We start from the raw sequence: 16,070 nt of genomic DNA, 5'->3' as shown, positions 1-16,070 counted from the left end.
AAATTCGGCGAAACGGCTCACACCCGCCGTTTCGCCAGCGCGCGCCACAGCCCGGAGTTGCGAAGTCCGCGGACCTCGGGCCCGATGAGGGCGTTTACTCTTCTCTCGTACCTCTAGACCTGATACTATCGAGAAGAAAATACGAACACAACCGATCAATTCGTCCCTATACTCACCGTCTCGATTAGAGACCGACTCGAGCGGCCGCGGCCGAGAGCAACGCGATAACCGAAACGCCGACGCCGAAGCCGGGCACGCTGTCGCCGAGTGCGCCGTCGTCGTCGCCCGCGTTCTGGACCGCCACGTCGCGCTCCGAGAAGTGGTTGACGCCGATGAGGACGTCGACCGCTGCGTCGGCCTCGCTCGACTGGGAGACCATGTACGCGGATTCGTCGCCGCCGATGGCACCCTCGAGTTCGCTGTAGGACGAGGCTTCAACTGCGGCCTCGCCGTCGACGGTCACCTCGAGGTTCTCAGCCGATTCGGCACCCGCGATCGCCGCCTCGGAGATGCTCGTGATGATGACCGTTCCTTCACTTTCGGCGCGTTCGGCGGTCATCTCGAGACGCTCCTCGCTTTCGGCCTGGGTTTCGATCGCGATGTCCTGGCCGTACGTGGCCACGTCGGCGACCCGTTCGCCGTCCTGCTCGTCGACGTACACTTCGGCGGTCGCCGTGCCGTCGGCGATCAGTTGCTCTTGTTCTTGGGCCTCATCGTCGCGCTGGCCGTCGTCGTACGACCGGTAGACGAGCGTCGAGTCGCTCTCGAGTTCGGCGGTCACGTCGCCGTTGTCGTTGACGTCGACCTGGCCGTCGCCGGCGACGACGAACGCCCCGCTTCGGTTGTCGCTCTCGATCACGACGGCGTCGCCGTTGCTCTCTGCGGTCGTGTTGTGCTCGCCGGAGAGCGTCGCTTCGACGTACTGTGATTCCTCGCCAGCGTCGACGGTGAGGATCCCGCGGTCGCTATCGTGAGCGGTCATCGAAGCCGAGCCTTCGGATTCGACTTCCGCTCGCGTCTCGGTCTGGGCGCTCAACTCGAGTCCCAGTCCGGAGACGTTCGTCACCGCATCGACGCTCGAACTCCCGCCGATTCCCGTCTCACTCTCGTGTTCGCTCTGGGACTCGACGGAGACGTTTTCGAACACCGTCTCGCCGCCGACGTTGTAGCCGGTCACGGCGTTACTCGAGGTTCCGAATTCGACGTGCGTCCCTACGTACGCCTCGCCGTTCGCGTCGACCGACTGGGTCGATTCCTGTGCACCTGCGCCCACAGCCCCACCGACGGCGGCGACTGAGAGCGTCGCGGTCGTCATTAATACTGCGAGTGCGATCGCCGTTATTCTGGACATGACAGTCTCAACTTCCGATGGTACCGTAAAGCAGTTTCTGACAAAACCGTCCAATTGTGATCGACATTCGCACACACGCAATCTCGCAGCGACGATGGCTTCCTCCGGAAGACCGCAAAGAGACGCAAAACCCGTTTCCAGCCGGTTACCGCGAAATGTCCGATGTCTGTTCGTCGATGACTGATTCGACCTCTTCCGGTGTCACGACCGCTACGTCGCCGGGAATCGTCCGTTTGAGCGCCGCGGTCGCAGCGCCGTACTCGAGCGCGCTCGAGACGCCGTCGCCGTCGATTCGTCGAGCGAGGAACGCGCCGGTGAACGCGTCGCCGGTCCCGATCGGGTCGACGGTGTCGGTTTCGTAGGCGTCGTGGTCGTGGAACTCGCCCTCGTGCCAGGCGAGTGCCCCCTCCGCGCCGCGGGTGATGACGACCGTCTCGAAGTCGTGCTCGGTTCCGAGCGTCTCCGCCAACTCCCGGGCGTCGCCCTCGAGATCGAGCACGTGCCGGGCATCTCGAGCGGCGACGACGAGTACGTCGATATCGTCGAAGAGCGCCGTCAGCGTCTCCTTCGCCTCGGACGCGCTCCAGAGTTTCTGCCGGTAGTTCAGGTCGAACGCCGTCGTCGTCCCGGCCCGGCTTGCAGTCTCGAGCAGCCTCGCCGTCGTCTCCTCGAGCGTCGAGGAAAGCGCGGGCGTGATCCCCGAGGTGAAAAAGACCTCGGCGTTTCGGATCTCCTCGAGGTCGAATTCGTCGGCTTCGGCGGTCGTCACCGCCGCGTTCTCGCGATCGTAGACGACGTTCGTTCCGCGGGGTTTGCCCGCCTGCTCGAGGTAGTACGTTCCCTGTCGTCCCTCCTGGGTCCAGACCGGATCGGCGTCGATGCCGTATCGGTCGAGATCGCCGGCAACGCGTCGTCCCAGCGGGTTGTCCGGAAGCTTCGAGAACCAGGCCGCCGACGCGCCGAGGCGTTCGGCCGCGATCGCGACGTTGCTCTCTGCACCCGCCGCGCGAACCTCGAACTCGCCCGCGGTTTCGATTCGCTCGCTTCCAGCCGGCGAGAGTCGAAGCATGGTCTCGCCGAACGTCACGAGCTCGCTCACGGGTTCGGTCCTCCCAGCGGTCGTTCAGTCCGCCGTAATTCGGTCATGTCTGGCAAAACGAAGGGGTGTAATAAAAGGTATACTGATCTCTCGAAGGGGTTCGTCGGGACTGTCCTCCACCTACGCTCGACTCACGAGAACGGCGTCGTCCGCACGCTCGCGACCGAAATCGAAGCCGAACCGCTCGAGCAGGTCCAAACTGGCCTCGACGTGTTCGGTCACGGCCGGAATCCGAACCCGTCCGCCGGCGAGCGCGAGAAAGACGAGCAACTGGTCGCCCAGGTGCCGATCGACCGCCGCTCCGGACTCGAGGAATCGATTCGCCGCGTCGGCCGCGTCCTCGCCGACTCGCTCGGCCGGTTTCCCTCGCTCTCCGAGCGAACTGAAGCCTGCCAGTCCACCCGCGTGTTCCAGCCGGAGGACGATCGCCGAGCCGGGCGAGTCGCTCGAGACGGTGGTCTCCCGTCGGGTTCGGACCTCGGGTCCGCCGTTCCGGTTCGACGAACCACTCGTATTCGAGAGGCGTTCGAGCGCGCCCTCGACCTGCCGAGCGGCCACGTCGCTGTCAGCGAGCGACGCCGATTCGGTCGAATAACACCGAACGCCGTCGACGCTGCCGCGCGTCTCGAGGTCGATCGGCTCGAGTTTCGAGGGAGCCACGTGGAGCGTCGCCTTCCCGCCCCCGTCCGGATAGAACCCGCGCCGGTCAACGTCGAGACAGGCCTCGAGTCCGAAGGTTCGGAGCACCGGGAATTTGACCTCCCTCGAGTACTCGATCGGCGGCGACCACGCGACGTCGGTTCCGCCCGTGGCGGTGATCGAAAGGGGTTCCTCGAGCGCCGTCGCGAGCGGCAAGACGGCGTCGAATAGGAGCGTGATGCTCCCCGCGGTTCCGATGTCGACGGCGTAATTGCCGCCGGAGATGCCGGTTCGGTCCCCCACGGAGCCACCGCTCGGCTCGAACGTCACGGTGTCCGAGCCGACCTCGTCGCCCGAAACGTCGGCGTCGCAGACGGCACCCATCGTCTCGAGGACGGCGAGATGCTGGTGCCTGAGCCCGGGAGTCGACCGATCCCCTCGGACGTTCTCGATCCGGATCGGTACGTTCTCGAGGGCCGAGAGCGAGAGCGCCGTCCGGACGAACTGGCCGCCGGCGTCCGCGCCGTCGAGTTCGCGCATGGATACTGCTTGTGGCTGGGAGGGTAATCCATCTACCGCTGGGAGATAGCGGCCCGGTTCGCGTTCGGTTTCGAGTTCACTTTCGAGAGACTTTCGGTGCTCGGAGGGAGAGTTCGACCGAATGCGTCTCTGGCAGGATCCGCTCCGACGTCGTTGGTTACTCTGGGGAACGCTCGGCGTGACATTCCTTCTGGTCAATATCAACCGACTCTCTTCGGCGGTGTTAGCCGAGGATCTCATGGTCGCCTTCGGCACGTCGGGTGCCCAACTCGGGACGCTCCACGCCGTCTTCTTCTGGGTCTACGCGTTCATGCAGATTCCCACGGGAATCCTCGCGGACCGCGTCGGACCCCGCGTGACGGCGGCCGCGGGCGGCGTGGTGATGAACGTCGGCGCGATCTGGTTCGCCCTCGCGGACAGCTACCTCGCCGCTGGCGTCGCCCGCGGGCTAGTCGGCCTCGGCGGGAGCGTCATCTTCGTCTGTATCCTTCGGTTCTGTGCGAACTGGTTCCGCGCGGACGAGTTCGCGACGGTGAGCGGCCTGAGCTTCGCGGTCTCCGGCGTCGGCGGCGTCCTCGCGACGACCCCGCTCGCAGTCGCCGTCGACGCGACCGGCTGGCGCGTCTCGATCGGCTGGCTCGGCGCTCTCGGGCTCCTCTGTGCCATCGCCGTGTTCGTCTTCGTTCGAGACACGCCCGAGGCGGCCGGCTTCGAGCAGATCGACGGCGTCCCCGGCCAGTCGACGCTCACCAACGCCGAACTTCGCACCCACCTCTCGGCCATCCTCCGGGACCGCTGGATCTGGGTCGTGAGCATCATGCTGTTCTGTGCGAACGGCGTCAACCTCACCATCTTCGGGCTGTGGGGCGTTCCCTACGTCGTGCAGCTGTACGACGTCTCGGTGACCTACGCCTCGGTGTTCACCCTGCTCGGCGGTCTCGGCGTGATGGTCGGGCCGCCCGCGTTCGGCTGGCTCTCGGACCGCCTCGAGCGCCGCGTCGAGTTGATGATCGGTGGCGGAGCCTGTTTCGCGATCACGCTCGCGGTGATCGCCGTTACCGGCGACCCGCCGCTCCCGATCGTCGCCGTCGCCTTCTTCCTCACCGGAGTGTTGTTCGGCTCGTTCCTGCTCGGCTACGCGATCGTCAAGGACAGACATCCGAGCAGTGCGAGCGGCATTTCGACGGGGACGATAAACGGGGCCTCCTTTTTCGGCGCCGCGATGCTCCCGACGGTGATGGGCTCGGTGCTCGACGCCTACTGGACGGGCGAACTCGTCGGCGGCGTCCGGGTCTACACGGAGACCGGCTACCAGCTAGCCTTCGGGATCGCAACCGTCGCCGGCGTGATCGCCTTCGCGTGTACGATCTGGCTGTTCGTCAACACCGATCGCTCGAGCCCCCATCCTCACTCACGAGAGGATCGCTCGAGCGGCGAATAACAGGTTCTCCTTGCGCTCGCGAACGCGGCGATAGAAGTACAGGAGCCAGCGCGAGCCGTAGGGAACGTACTGATAGACCGTGACGCCCTCGGCCGCCAGTTCGCGCTGGGCGTCCTCCCGAACGCCCATCAGCATCTGGACTTCGTACGGCGTTCCGTACTCCTCGTGGAGTTCTCGAGCGTACGCGATCATCGCCGGATCGTGACTTCCGATCGCGATGCCCCCGTCGCGGTTTTCGAAGGCGTCCTCGAGCAGGGTTCGATAGGCCTCGTCGACGCGGTCTTTATCCTTGTAGGCGATCGCTTTCGGCTCGTCGTAGGCTCCCTTGACGAGTCTAACTTTTCCCGGAACGTCGGCCAGTCGGTCGAGATCGTCGCGCGTGCGTTTCAGGTTCGCTTGCAAACAGAGCCCGACGACCCCCTCGACCGTCGTTCGTTCCTCGAGCGCCGCATCCTCTTCGAGCACCACTCCTTCGGAGCCTGCCCCGCCGTCGACGGTCTCGACCACTTCGAGCTCCGCCGATTCCATCGATTCGTCCGTCTCTGCGGGGGAGTACTCTCGAGCGATCCGTTCGTACGCGTCGATGGTGGCGTCCGTCGTCGTGTGGTTTTCCATATCTACCCAGACGAAAACGCCCCGTTCGACCGCGTGCGAAACGATCTGCTCGAGGTTCGATTCGAACGTATCCGGGCCGATATCGAGGCCGATCTGCGACGGTTTGACCGAGATACAGGCGTCGAAGCCCGACCGTGCGATCGACTCGACGAGCGAGCAGTACGCGTCGGTGTCCTCGGCGATCACGTCCGGGTCCTCGTGGTGCTCGCCGAGCAAGTTAAGGATCGCCCCGACGCCGTCGTCGTTGAGCTCTTTGACGTGCTCGAGCGCTTCCGGAGGCGACTCGCCGGCGACGAACCGACTGGCGATCGGTGGAATCATCTAGCGTAATCTAGCGGGGGCGTACTCTTAACCGCAACACCGACCAAACGATTCAGTAACTTTCTCCAGAAATTATCCCCGTCGATCGCGTCCCTCTCACTCACAGTGGGTTGGTTACTTCTTCGATAGCCGGGTCAAGGAGTTTCGCCTCGGCCTTTCGGAGGTGCTCGAGCAGCGTCGTCTTCGAAACGTCCGCCTTATCGGCGAGTTCTCGCGTCGTGATTTCTCGGGGCCAGGCGTAGTAGTTGTGCTCGCACGCGAGTTCGAAGATTTCGCGTTGGCGCGTCGAAAGCAGTGCGACGCGACCGGGGCTCTCGTCGCTGAACGCGTCGTTCGTGGTAATCTTCGTGACCGTAATCTCGGCCGACCCCTTCTCCCTGACGGCCTCGAGTCGCTCGTGAAGCCGGTCGCGATCGGTATCGCCGACGAAGACGGACCAGAACTCGGTGCCGTCGCGGATCCGAACCGCCGACTCCTGGATGAACCCCTCCGATGCGAGCGCGTCGCTGATCGTGTGGATCGGATCATACTCGACGAACAGTTCGCGGGCGGTGTTTCCCGGAACGGCTTTGGACTCGTCGAACTCGTACCTGCGTTGCATTACGACGACGGAGTCCGTCAGCGGCGAGTTTCGAGTCGCCTCGATCAGTTCCTTCGTTTCGGCCAGCGAGTCCCCGTAGGCCGTAAAGTGACCCTTGACCTGGCCGTCGGTTGCGTTGTAGACGGTATGTGCGAGGAGACTGGCGTCGGTCGCCTCCGTTACCTCGAGCGTCCAGCAGTCCGGATGCCAGATCTCGAGCGTGAGCCGTGCACCCCCCGCCGGATACTCGTCCGCGGGCTCTGTCGTCGCCATTGTCTGCTAGTATCACGCACGTACGTTTAAACCTCCCTCCCGACCATGGGAGGGGAGGCTACTATTCGCTGGAGACCGATGAACAACTATGGATCAGCAATCTACCAACGAGACGTACACTCACTATATCGCGGGCGAGTGGACCGACGGTAACGGAGGGGAAACGTTCGACAGCGAAAACCCGGCAACGGGTGAGACACTCGCGACGTTCGAGCAGGGAACCGAGGCGGATGTCGACGCCGCTCTCGAGGCAGCCGATGAAGCCGCCGAAGAGTGGCGAGCGCTCTCCTACATCGACCGGGCAGAGTACCTCTGGGATATCTACCACGAACTGCGCGAGCGGACGGACGAACTGGGGAAAATCGTCACCAAAGAGTGCGGCAAGGAGATTTCGGAAGGAAAAGCGGACGTTATCGAGGCCTACCACATGGTCGAGTGGGCTGCCGCCAACGCCCGCCATCCCCACGGCGACGTCGTTCCGAGCGAAATCGCCTCGAAGGACGCCTACATGCGGCGAAAACCACGCGGCGTCGTCGGCTGTATCACCCCCTGGAACTTCCCCGTCGCGATCCCCTTCTGGCACATGGCCATCGCGCTGGTCGAGGGGAACACGGTCGTCTGGAAACCCGCGGAACAGACGCCGTGGTGCGGTCAGATCATCGCCGAGATGTTCGAAGACGCGGATATTCCCGACGGGGTCTTTAACATGGTTCAGGGCTTCGGCGACGCCGGCGCGGCCATCACGGACGACGAGCGCGTCGATACCGTCCTCTTTACCGGTTCCGCGGAAGTCGGCCACGAGATCGCCGGTAAGGTCGGCGCCGAACCCGGCAAGCTCGCGGCCTGCGAGATGGGCGGCAAAAACGGGATTATCATCGCTGAGGACGCCGACATGGACATCGCGATCCACTCGGCGATCATGTCGAGTTTCAAGACGACCGGCCAGCGCTGCGTCTCGAGCGAGCGACTTATCGTCCACGAGGAGGTCTACGACGAGTTCAAAGAGCGCTTCGTCGAGGTCGCACAGAGCATTTCCGTCGGCGATCCGCTAGCCGAGGAGACCTTTATGGGTCCCGCCATCGAGTCCCAGCACGTCGAAAAGATCGAAAAGCACAACGAACTGGCCAGACAGGAAGGGGCCGAGGTGCTCGTCGATCGATTCGAACTCGAGGACGAGGAGATACCCGACGGTCATCAAGAAGGGGCGGCCACTGCCGCCGATGGTGAGCGAAGCGGGAGCTTCGCGAACGGTCACTGGGTCGGCCCGTTCGTCTACGAACTCGAGTACGACTCCGACCTGCGATGTCTGCAAGAGGAGTGTTTCGGCCCGCACGTCGCCCTGATCGAATACTCGGGCGACATGGACCGGGCACTCGAGATCCACAACGACACGAACTACGGACTCGCCGGGGCCATCGTCAGCGAGGATTACCGCAAGATCCACCAATTCCGCGACGACGGCGAGGTCGGACTGGCCTACGCGAACCTGCCGTGTATCGGCGCAGAAGTCCACCTCCCCTTCGGCGGCGTGAAGAAGTCGGGCAACGGCTACCCGAGCGCTCGAGAGGCCATCGAAGCAGTTACTGAACGAACCGCGTTCACGCTCAACAACTCGAAAGACATCGAGATGGCGCAGGGTCTCTCCGCGGATATCTTGACCGACGACTGACCGGGGACAACGGTGGGAGAAGCCGATCGATGAAGACGGTGTGAGATTGAGAAGCCGATCGGAAACAGCCGATCAGTACTCGTTGTCGCGCAATCGGTCGATTTCCTCCTCGATCTCCTTTGCGAGTTCGGCCTGCTGTTCGTTGGCCCTCGCGATCTGTTCGCTCGCAGCGGAGATTTCTTCGGCTTTCCCCATTGATGAGTCGGTCATGCTGGCGACTTCCTCGGTACTCGCGGCCTGATCGTCCGTCGCATCGGCGACCTCCTGAATACCGGTCGTCGCCTCTCGAACGGAGGTTTCGATCCGACTGAGATCCTCGGCGGCGTCCTCGACGAGCTCGACCGCGTCGTCGGTCTCCGCTCCCGCCCGATCGATGCTTTCGACGGTGCTTTCGGTATCTTTCTGGATCTGATCGACCATCTGTTCGATGTTTTTGGCCTCCTCCTGGGACTCCTCGGCGAGCGATTTGACCTCGTCGGCGACGACGGCGAAGCTGTCTCCCGCTTCCCCCGCAGTCGCCGCCTCGATCGACGCGTTCACCGCGAGCAGATTCGTCTGGTCAGCGATCGTGTTTATGACCTTGACGATCTCGTCGATGCGCTCGACCCGTTCTCTGAGTTTCTCGATGTCGTCCGAGACTTCCGCCGCGGCCTCCTCGAGACTCTCCATCTTCTCGAGTGCGTCTTCGGCAGTATCGGAGGCGTTGTCGGCGATATCTTTCGCGTTCTCGCTGGTCGAACTGACCTCCTCCGCGTTCGAGGCGATCTCCTCGACGGTGGCCGAGAGACTCGAGACTTCGCCCGAAACCTGCGACATCGATTCGACCTGGTCCTCGGCGAGCTGACCGACTTCGTTCGACTGGGCCACGGCGCTGTCGGCCGAATCACGAAGTTCTGAAACGCTCTCTTCGACGCTTTCGGTCACCCGTTCCCGGCGCTCGAGTTCTTCCTCGATATCCGCGTAGGAGTGGATGTACGTATCCATCACGACCTGCTGGTCGAGGTTGGTGAGTTTGAGCGCCGAGAGCGCCCGGTCGACGACCTCGTCGACGGCGTCGTCGACCGCCTCTTGTGCCTCGCTCGCGGTGAGCATCGGTTCATCCTGTTGCGTTTCCGCGGTCGTCGCGCCGCCGTCCGTGACCGAAGTCGAAGCGGCGTCTGATAGCTTCGGTCGCTCTTTGGCTACAGCGCCGACCTCGCTCAGAATCCCCTCGTAATAGATCGAATACGCCCCCAGATAGATTTCCGGACCGAGATCGAGCATATCGTGAAGCTTCCCGATTTTGGCCCGCCGGTCGACGTACTCTTTCCCGTACTCCCCGCGACCGAGGTCTCTGAGATACTCCGCCTGCGTTCGTTTGAGGCTCTCGACCTGCTTGCTCGAGGAGTCTATTATCGCGACCGTCTCGTCGTGAGACTGCAAATGCGCGTAGAATTCGTCGACGAGGTCGTCCGCGATGTCGTCGAACAGGCCCGACATCGACTCGAGGCGAGCGACGTCCTCCCGGTCGAACCGCGTGTATTCTTTTCGCCATTCGATTCGGCCCGCATCGATGCCGAGTTCGTTAGTCAACTGCGATCCGATTACGTTCCTCCTCTCGTCATCAGAGATTTTATACTCACTCCCATCGCCGGTCATAATAACGCGTTTGTAATTCTCTGTTACGTATATAAATCCACTTGTTATTCCAACGGATCACGTTTCTAAAGACGGAACTGATCGCTCTCTGGAGTGGACTGCGAACCGAACGTATTCGCCTTATTCGTCCTCTGTGAGCCGCTTCGCTTCCGATTCGAGGTCGTTCATGAGTTCGAACTGCTCGCCCGCGACATCGGAGATCTCCTCGGATTTCGAGGATACTTCTTTAGTCTGACGATTTGCCTCTTCTGTCATACTCGCGACCTCCTCGATGCTCGCGGCCTGATCGTCGGTCGCCTCCGCAACTTGATTGATTCCCTCGGACGTGTCGCTCACCAGTTCCTCGATCTGTGAGAGGTTGTCGACCGTTTTCTGTACCATCTGTACGCTCTCGTCCAATTCTTCGATGGCCGTCTCGAGACTCGTTGCGGTGTGTTCGGTATCCTGCTGGATCTCGTTTACCGTGCGTTCGATGTTTTTGGCCTCCTCTTTCGAGTTTTCGGCCAGCGACTTCACTTCGTTCGCGACGACGGCGAATCGGTCACCCGTCTGTCCGCTATCTGCCGCTTCGATGGATGCGTTGACCGCCAGCAGGTTCGTCTGGTCCGCGATATCGTTGATGACTTCGACGACCTCGTCGATCTCTTCGACGCCCTCGCGCAGCGCTTCGACGTCCTCGGAAACTCGTTCTGTCGCGTCCTCGACGCTGTTCATACTCTCGATCGCCTGCTCGCCGTTCTCGAGCGAGTCTTCGACGAACTCGGCGCTTTCATCGCTCGTCGAACTGACTTCTTGGGCGTTCGAGGCGACTTCTTCGACGGTCGCAGAGACCGTCGAGACCTCGCTGGTGACCGTCGAGATCGATTCGGACTGGTTCGTCGTCATCGAATCGATTTCCGTGGTCGCTTCCCGAACGTCCTCGGTTGCGTCTCGGAGTTCGGCAATCATTTCCTGAGTGTTCTGGGCGATCGATTCGCGACGTTCGATACCTTCCTCGAGGCCGGTATAGGATTCGACGTACTCGTCAACCGCGACCTGTTGGTCGAGGTTCAGTAGCTTCGACATCGAGACGATCCGCTGGACGATCGTCTCGACGCCGTCCTGAACGTCGCCGACGGAAACGTCGGCATCGGCGTCGACTCCCTCGACGCCGATCTCCTCGAGGACGTCGGTTGCGATCTCTTCGGCCAGCACCTCGTAGTACAGACCGTACGTTCCGATCACGATGCTCGGCCCGACGCCGATCTCCTCGTGGTACTCGCCGGTTTTCGCCCGCTTTTCGAAGTAGCGTTTATCGTACGTTCCCGAGCCGATATCGTCCAGGTACGCGGCCGCTTGTCGTCGAAGATCGCTGATACCGTCCGATTCGACGGTCCCCATCCGTTCGGAATGGTCGGCCAGTTTTCGAGTGATTTCGTCCGTCTTCGACCGAACAACGGGAGAAATATCCTCGAGTCGTTGGCGGTCGCTCTCGTCGAACCTCGTAAACTCTTTTCGCCAGGCCAGCGACCGTTCGTCGACTCCGAGCGTCTCGAGCTGGTCAACAGCGACTGCACCCCCACCATCCGTTCGATATGAATCGTCGCTCATGTCAGTCGTTGGTGTTTATCTGGTTACTATCGGGGTTTAGGTTTACTGGCCCAGACCGCCTGAACCCGGTACTTTTTCCGCTCACGAGATACCGATGGTCGTGAACCGTCCGATCGCGTCGATTCGTTTCAGAAACCGCCTACAACGATTCGACGTCGAGGATCATCACGACGTCGCCTTCCCCGAGGACGGACGCGCCGCTGATCCCTTCGGTGCTACTGAGCGAGCCGTGGAACGGCTTGATGACGACCTCCTCCTGGCCGTTCATCCCGTCACAGCGCAGTGCGACTTTTCGAATGCCGTCTTTGACCCGAACGATCAGGTCGTCGTCCCGTTTTTCGGTGTCCGGCACGGAGAGCGACTCGCCGAGGTCGATGATCGGATACGTTTTCGAATCGTGACTGAGGATCTTCGAATCGTCGAAGGACTGAATGTCCAGATCCGAGATGACGGAGATGTCGTCGACGTTCTTGATCGGGATTCCGTACGCCTCCTCGCCCGTCTCGACGAACAGCACGCGTTCGATCGCGACGCTCACCGGGAGGGTTAACGTAACGCACGTCCCCTCTCCGGGCTCGCTCTCGACGTCGATATCGCCGTCGACGCTCTGGACGACGCGGTTGACGACGTCCATCCCCACGCCGCGGCCGCTGATATCGGTGACCTCTTCGTTCGTCGAGAAGCCGGGATGGAAAATCAGCTCGTAGACTTCCGAACGCTCGAGCGACTGGACTTTCGCCGGACTCATCACGTCCTTCTCGACGGCTTTCTTGCGAAGCCGTTCCGGGTCCAACCCCGCCCCGTCGTCTTCGATCGCCAGCGTCACCGTATCCCGTTCGCGCGTTCCGCGAAGCTCGATGGTCCCCTCTCTGGGTTTCCCCTTTGCCTCTCGCACGTCCGGTTCTTCGATCCCGTGATCGATCGCGTTTCGGATGAGGTGGACGAGGGGGTCGCGCATCTCGTTCAAGATCGACCGATCCATCTCGATGTCGACGCCGGTCATCTCGAAGTCAATCTCTTTGCCCTGGTCCTGTGCGATATCGCGAACGAGTCGCGGGAAGTGTCCCGCGATGGTCCTGACCGGAACGAGCCGCATCTCGAGGACGGTATCCTGAATTCTGGAGGTGATCTTGTCGTGTTCGCTGAGTTCCTTTTCGACTTCGGAGACCCCCAGATCCTCGATCGTGTTCCGGAGTTTGATCCGACTCGTCACCATCTCCTCGACCTGGTTGTACAGCTCGTCGATGGTCGTGACGTCGACGCGGATCGATTCGATCTCCGTATCGTGATTATCGAGAACCGACCCACCGCTTTCGTCCGCCGACGAATCGTCATCGTCGCTGGGTTCTTCGTCCGCGAACCGGCCGCGGACGTCGCCGGTTACGTCGACGACTTCCACCGATTCGAGGTAGCGATGGCCGTCGTACTCCTCGAAGATCGCCTCGGCGTCCGCCTGCTCGTCCGGAGAGACGTACAGCTCGAACCCGTTATCGAACTCGCCGGACTCGATGTCGGTTATCGGCGGCTCTCCCACATGAACGGTGTAGCCGTCCTGAATGTCCCCCAGAATAAACATCGCGTCGACGAGATTCGACTCCCCGTCGCCGATGGTGAGATCGAGGTGGAAGACCGAATCGGCTTCGGTCGCGTCCGTCTCTGCGAGGGCCTCGAACGGAATGTCGATCGACGCCGCTTCCGTTTCAGTATCGGAGTCCGCCGCAGTTCCGGATTCGGCTTCGGCGGTGACTTCCGCACCGTCGCTCCCGTCGATTTCGGCTCGGAGTTGATTGACCGTGGCGCTCGGATCGAGTTGAACCTCGCCAGATTCGTCGATCTGTGTGACCATCTCGTCGAGCGAATCGACCGCCTCGAACAGGAGGTTCATCCGGTCGTTCGTCACCGCCATCTCGCCCTCACGCACTTCGTCTAAGAGGTCCTCGAGCGCGTGTGCGAGATTTGACGGCGCTTTGAACCCCATCGCACCGAAGTTCCCTTTGAGGTTGTGACTCACCCTGAATACCGCATCGATGGCTTCTGCGTCACTCGGGTTGTCCTCGAGAGCCAACAGGGAGTTATTGAGTTGGAGAAGGTCGTCCTGACTTTCGCGAATGAATGTATCAAAAACGTCACTCATACCTTGATACGTAGTACGTTGAATACCAATGATTTAGGCTTGTTGGCTGAGTTACCAGATTGGATATGCTTTCGGCATTGGCTGTCCACGGCCGCTATAGGTCCTGAAAACCCCTCTCTGGGGCTGATCGTGGTGTTGATTCTATCCGCGATCCATCAACTCGATTGAACGACAACTGGTTGGCCACCTCCTTCGAACCACCGTCTCGTGGAACGGCCTGCTATCCCCCGGAGAGGGGGCCAGAACAGTTATCCGGATTGCGTCTGACAGTTCTCGTGTAACAGCACACGAACGTCGTATTAGGAGAGAATACAACTATCAGTGTCCGAGGGAGTCGTTTTATGACGAACCACTATAACAGTACGATTCTATCACTCAACCAAACGGGGGAACTGCGAGGATGACTACGGAAGAGCAGACACCGGAGGTGATCGCCGTGTCGCTCCAGAAGGGTGGGACTGGAAAAACGTTCACCGCCATGAACCTCGCAGGTGGGCTTTCGGCTCGCGGGTTCGACGTTCTTCTGGTCGATTTCGACCCGCAGGGAACGTTGACGGCGAACCTCGGCAAACGCGAGCAGTACTTTGATCTCGACACGCTCTCGCTGGATGAGGTATTACTCGACCCCTCGAAGTGGGAGCGGGTCACCGAACTGGTAGAAACCGACCACGAGGAGTTCGATCTGATTCCCGCGAACCAATCGTACAACGGGAACAAAACGCCACTCGACGCGGCGGATGCCGGAGAAAATCGTTTCGGCCGAGTTCTCGACCAGTTCGAGGACGAGTATCACTATATTATCTGTGACTGTCCGCCGGATTTCTCCCCGTACGCGAAGAACGCAGTTACGGCCGGCGAAAAGATCGTCATCCCGATGATTCCGGAAACGGAGATGCCCCACTCCGTCGATCTGCTGTTCGATCAGTACGACGTTCTCGAGATGATGCACGACCTCGATATCGAGTATCTCGCTTCGTTGATGACGGTCAACTCGACGAAGATGACCAAAGAACACCAGCGGATCGTCGACTGGTTCGAGGAGACGTTCGCGGAGAAAGGCGTCGTCACGGACCACAGGGCCGCCTTCGCGAGAGCGAAAAAGAACCAACAGTCGCTCTACGCCTACGAGGAGTCCTTATCCAACGCGGAACTCGAGACCTACGATCAGTTGGTCCAACTCGTCATGGCACAGACCGAGCCACCGGCGTTCGGTATCGACGTCGAGGCGGCGAAAGAGCTCTCGATCGATGGTATCCGCCGTCGTCGAGAACGGAACCACGAACAGGAGGCAAACGCATGAGCGAAGACCCAACAGACCCAGACGACGATTTCGAGGATCAACTCTCCGACGTTGGCTCTCGAACTCGAGAGAAGTTATCGGCGGAAGAACAGAAGAAGGCCGAGAAACTCGGCGTCTCTCCGAGCACGTCGGCGACATCCTCACCTGAAGCGCCAACCGACGAAGCCACTGAAGACTCCGACGAAACTACCGAAGCGACGAAAACCGGCGATGAACCGACCGCCGTCACCGGTACGGGTCCCGAAGGGTCCAGCGATTCGACCGAGCAGCCCCCCTCGTCACCGAACGAAGCCGCTGATACCGGCTCCGATTCGGGGACAGTCTACGAGTACAACGACATGAATGCGGAACTCGAACACGAACCCGAGACAGCTACCGATACCCAGCAGACGACGGCCGAGCCGGTCGCTGATGAACCCGCCGACGGACCGACGGCCGGACTCGGCAGCGTCGCTACCGGCGAACGAATGGCCGTTACGAAAACGGAAATCGACTTCGTTACGGGCGAGGAGACTGAAACGAAAGAAACGGAGAAGACGAAGCTGCTGTACTTCGAACTCAACGACGAACTGTTCGCCGCTCCCCTCGAGAGCATCAGTTCCGTCGAGGAACTGTCGGGACTGACTCGCTACCCGCGTTCACCGGAACCGATCGACGGCGTGACGGATATGCGAGGGAAGATCATCGCCGTCTTGAATCCGAAAGTGATCGTCGACCTCTCGAACGCCAGCCACGAAAACGGCATGGGTGGGGACTACATCATCGTTCAGGAGGAAGTCGAGGACGAACACCGCCTCGGGGTTCGCGTCGACGATATCAGCCACGTCGAATCGGCGGCCGAATCGGACATCACCCCGATCTACGATATTTCGGAGATGGA

The 16,070-nt window shown here is 61.3% G+C and carries 12 protein-coding genes; 4 read left to right on the top strand and 8 right to left on the bottom strand.

All coding sequences use genetic code 11. From position 1 onward, the window contains the following. Positions 1–184: 184 nt before the first annotated feature. From ACZ5C7_RS05110 to rtcA, 3 genes are all read right to left on the bottom strand, one after another. Positions 185–1,351, bottom strand: coding sequence for a hypothetical protein (locus tag ACZ5C7_RS05110; RefSeq protein WP_464375275.1), 1,167 nt, complete (start codon positions 1,349–1,351; stop codon positions 185–187). A 145-nt stretch (positions 1,352–1,496) separates the two neighbouring features. Continuing rightward, positions 1,497–2,450, bottom strand: coding sequence for a bifunctional 2-dehydro-3-deoxygluconokinase/2-dehydro-3-deoxygalactonokinase (gene kdgK1, locus ACZ5C7_RS05105; RefSeq protein WP_464375274.1), 954 nt, complete (start codon positions 2,448–2,450; stop codon positions 1,497–1,499). Positions 2,451–2,570: 120 nt separating this feature from the next. Further along, on the bottom strand, positions 2,571–3,629 hold the full coding sequence (rtcA, locus tag ACZ5C7_RS05100; protein ID WP_464375273.1) for an RNA 3'-terminal phosphate cyclase: 1,059 nt from the start codon (positions 3,627–3,629) through the stop codon (positions 2,571–2,573). A 121-nt stretch (positions 3,630–3,750) separates the two neighbouring features. On the opposite strand from rtcA, the gene ACZ5C7_RS05095 reads away from it, so the two are divergent. Continuing rightward, positions 3,751–5,070 (top strand): MFS transporter, encoded by a 1,320-nt coding sequence (locus tag ACZ5C7_RS05095; RefSeq protein WP_464375272.1) that lies wholly within the window; start codon positions 3,751–3,753, stop codon positions 5,068–5,070. On the opposite strand, the gene ACZ5C7_RS05090 is transcribed toward ACZ5C7_RS05095, so the two are convergent. After that, the gene (locus ACZ5C7_RS05090) at positions 5,041–6,006 is read right to left on the bottom strand and encodes a proline dehydrogenase family protein (RefSeq protein WP_464375271.1); all 966 of its coding nucleotides are present in this window, start codon (positions 6,004–6,006) and stop codon (positions 5,041–5,043) included. The two genes, ACZ5C7_RS05095 and ACZ5C7_RS05090, sit on opposite strands and share 30 nt — an antisense overlap. Before the next feature lie 100 nt (positions 6,007–6,106). Continuing rightward, the gene (locus ACZ5C7_RS05085) at positions 6,107–6,859 is read right to left on the bottom strand and encodes a helix-turn-helix domain-containing protein (protein WP_464375270.1); all 753 of its coding nucleotides are present in this window, start codon (positions 6,857–6,859) and stop codon (positions 6,107–6,109) included. An 88-nt stretch (positions 6,860–6,947) separates the two neighbouring features. On the opposite strand from ACZ5C7_RS05085, the gene ACZ5C7_RS05080 reads away from it, so the two are divergent. Further along, the gene (locus ACZ5C7_RS05080) at positions 6,948–8,528 is read left to right on the top strand and encodes an aldehyde dehydrogenase family protein (protein ID WP_464375269.1); all 1,581 of its coding nucleotides are present in this window, start codon (positions 6,948–6,950) and stop codon (positions 8,526–8,528) included. 72 nt (positions 8,529–8,600) lie between these two features. Here ACZ5C7_RS05080 and ACZ5C7_RS05075 read toward each other — a convergent pair whose 3' ends face one another. The 3 genes from ACZ5C7_RS05075 to ACZ5C7_RS05065 all read right to left on the bottom strand — a co-directional run bounded on the left by ACZ5C7_RS05075 (position 8,601) and on the right by ACZ5C7_RS05065 (position 13,890). Next, positions 8,601–10,100 (bottom strand): globin-coupled sensor protein, encoded by a 1,500-nt coding sequence (locus ACZ5C7_RS05075; RefSeq protein WP_464375268.1) that lies wholly within the window; start codon positions 10,098–10,100, stop codon positions 8,601–8,603. A 186-nt stretch (positions 10,101–10,286) separates the two neighbouring features. Next, positions 10,287–11,756 carry a globin-coupled sensor protein gene (locus tag ACZ5C7_RS05070; RefSeq protein ID WP_464375267.1) on the bottom strand — a complete coding sequence of 490 codons (1,470 nt, stop codon included), beginning with the start codon at positions 11,754–11,756 and terminating at the stop codon, positions 10,287–10,289. Between the two features lie 139 nt (positions 11,757–11,895). After that, positions 11,896–13,890, bottom strand: coding sequence for a chemotaxis protein CheA (locus ACZ5C7_RS05065; RefSeq protein ID WP_464375266.1), 1,995 nt, complete (start codon positions 13,888–13,890; stop codon positions 11,896–11,898). Between the two features lie 400 nt (positions 13,891–14,290). Between ACZ5C7_RS05065 and ACZ5C7_RS05060 the strand changes: the two genes are divergently transcribed. Next, positions 14,291–15,190, top strand: coding sequence for a ParA family protein (locus ACZ5C7_RS05060; RefSeq protein WP_464375265.1), 900 nt, complete (start codon positions 14,291–14,293; stop codon positions 15,188–15,190). Further along, on the top strand, positions 15,187–16,070 hold an 884-nt coding region (locus ACZ5C7_RS05055; RefSeq protein WP_464375264.1), incomplete at its 3' end, for a chemotaxis protein CheW. The genes ACZ5C7_RS05060 and ACZ5C7_RS05055, both read left to right, overlap by 4 nt.

Source organism: Halostagnicola alkaliphila, assembly GCF_055379965.1.
Note: the sequence above shows the minus strand (reverse complement) of the source record. Positions and strands in the feature narration are given on the sequence as shown.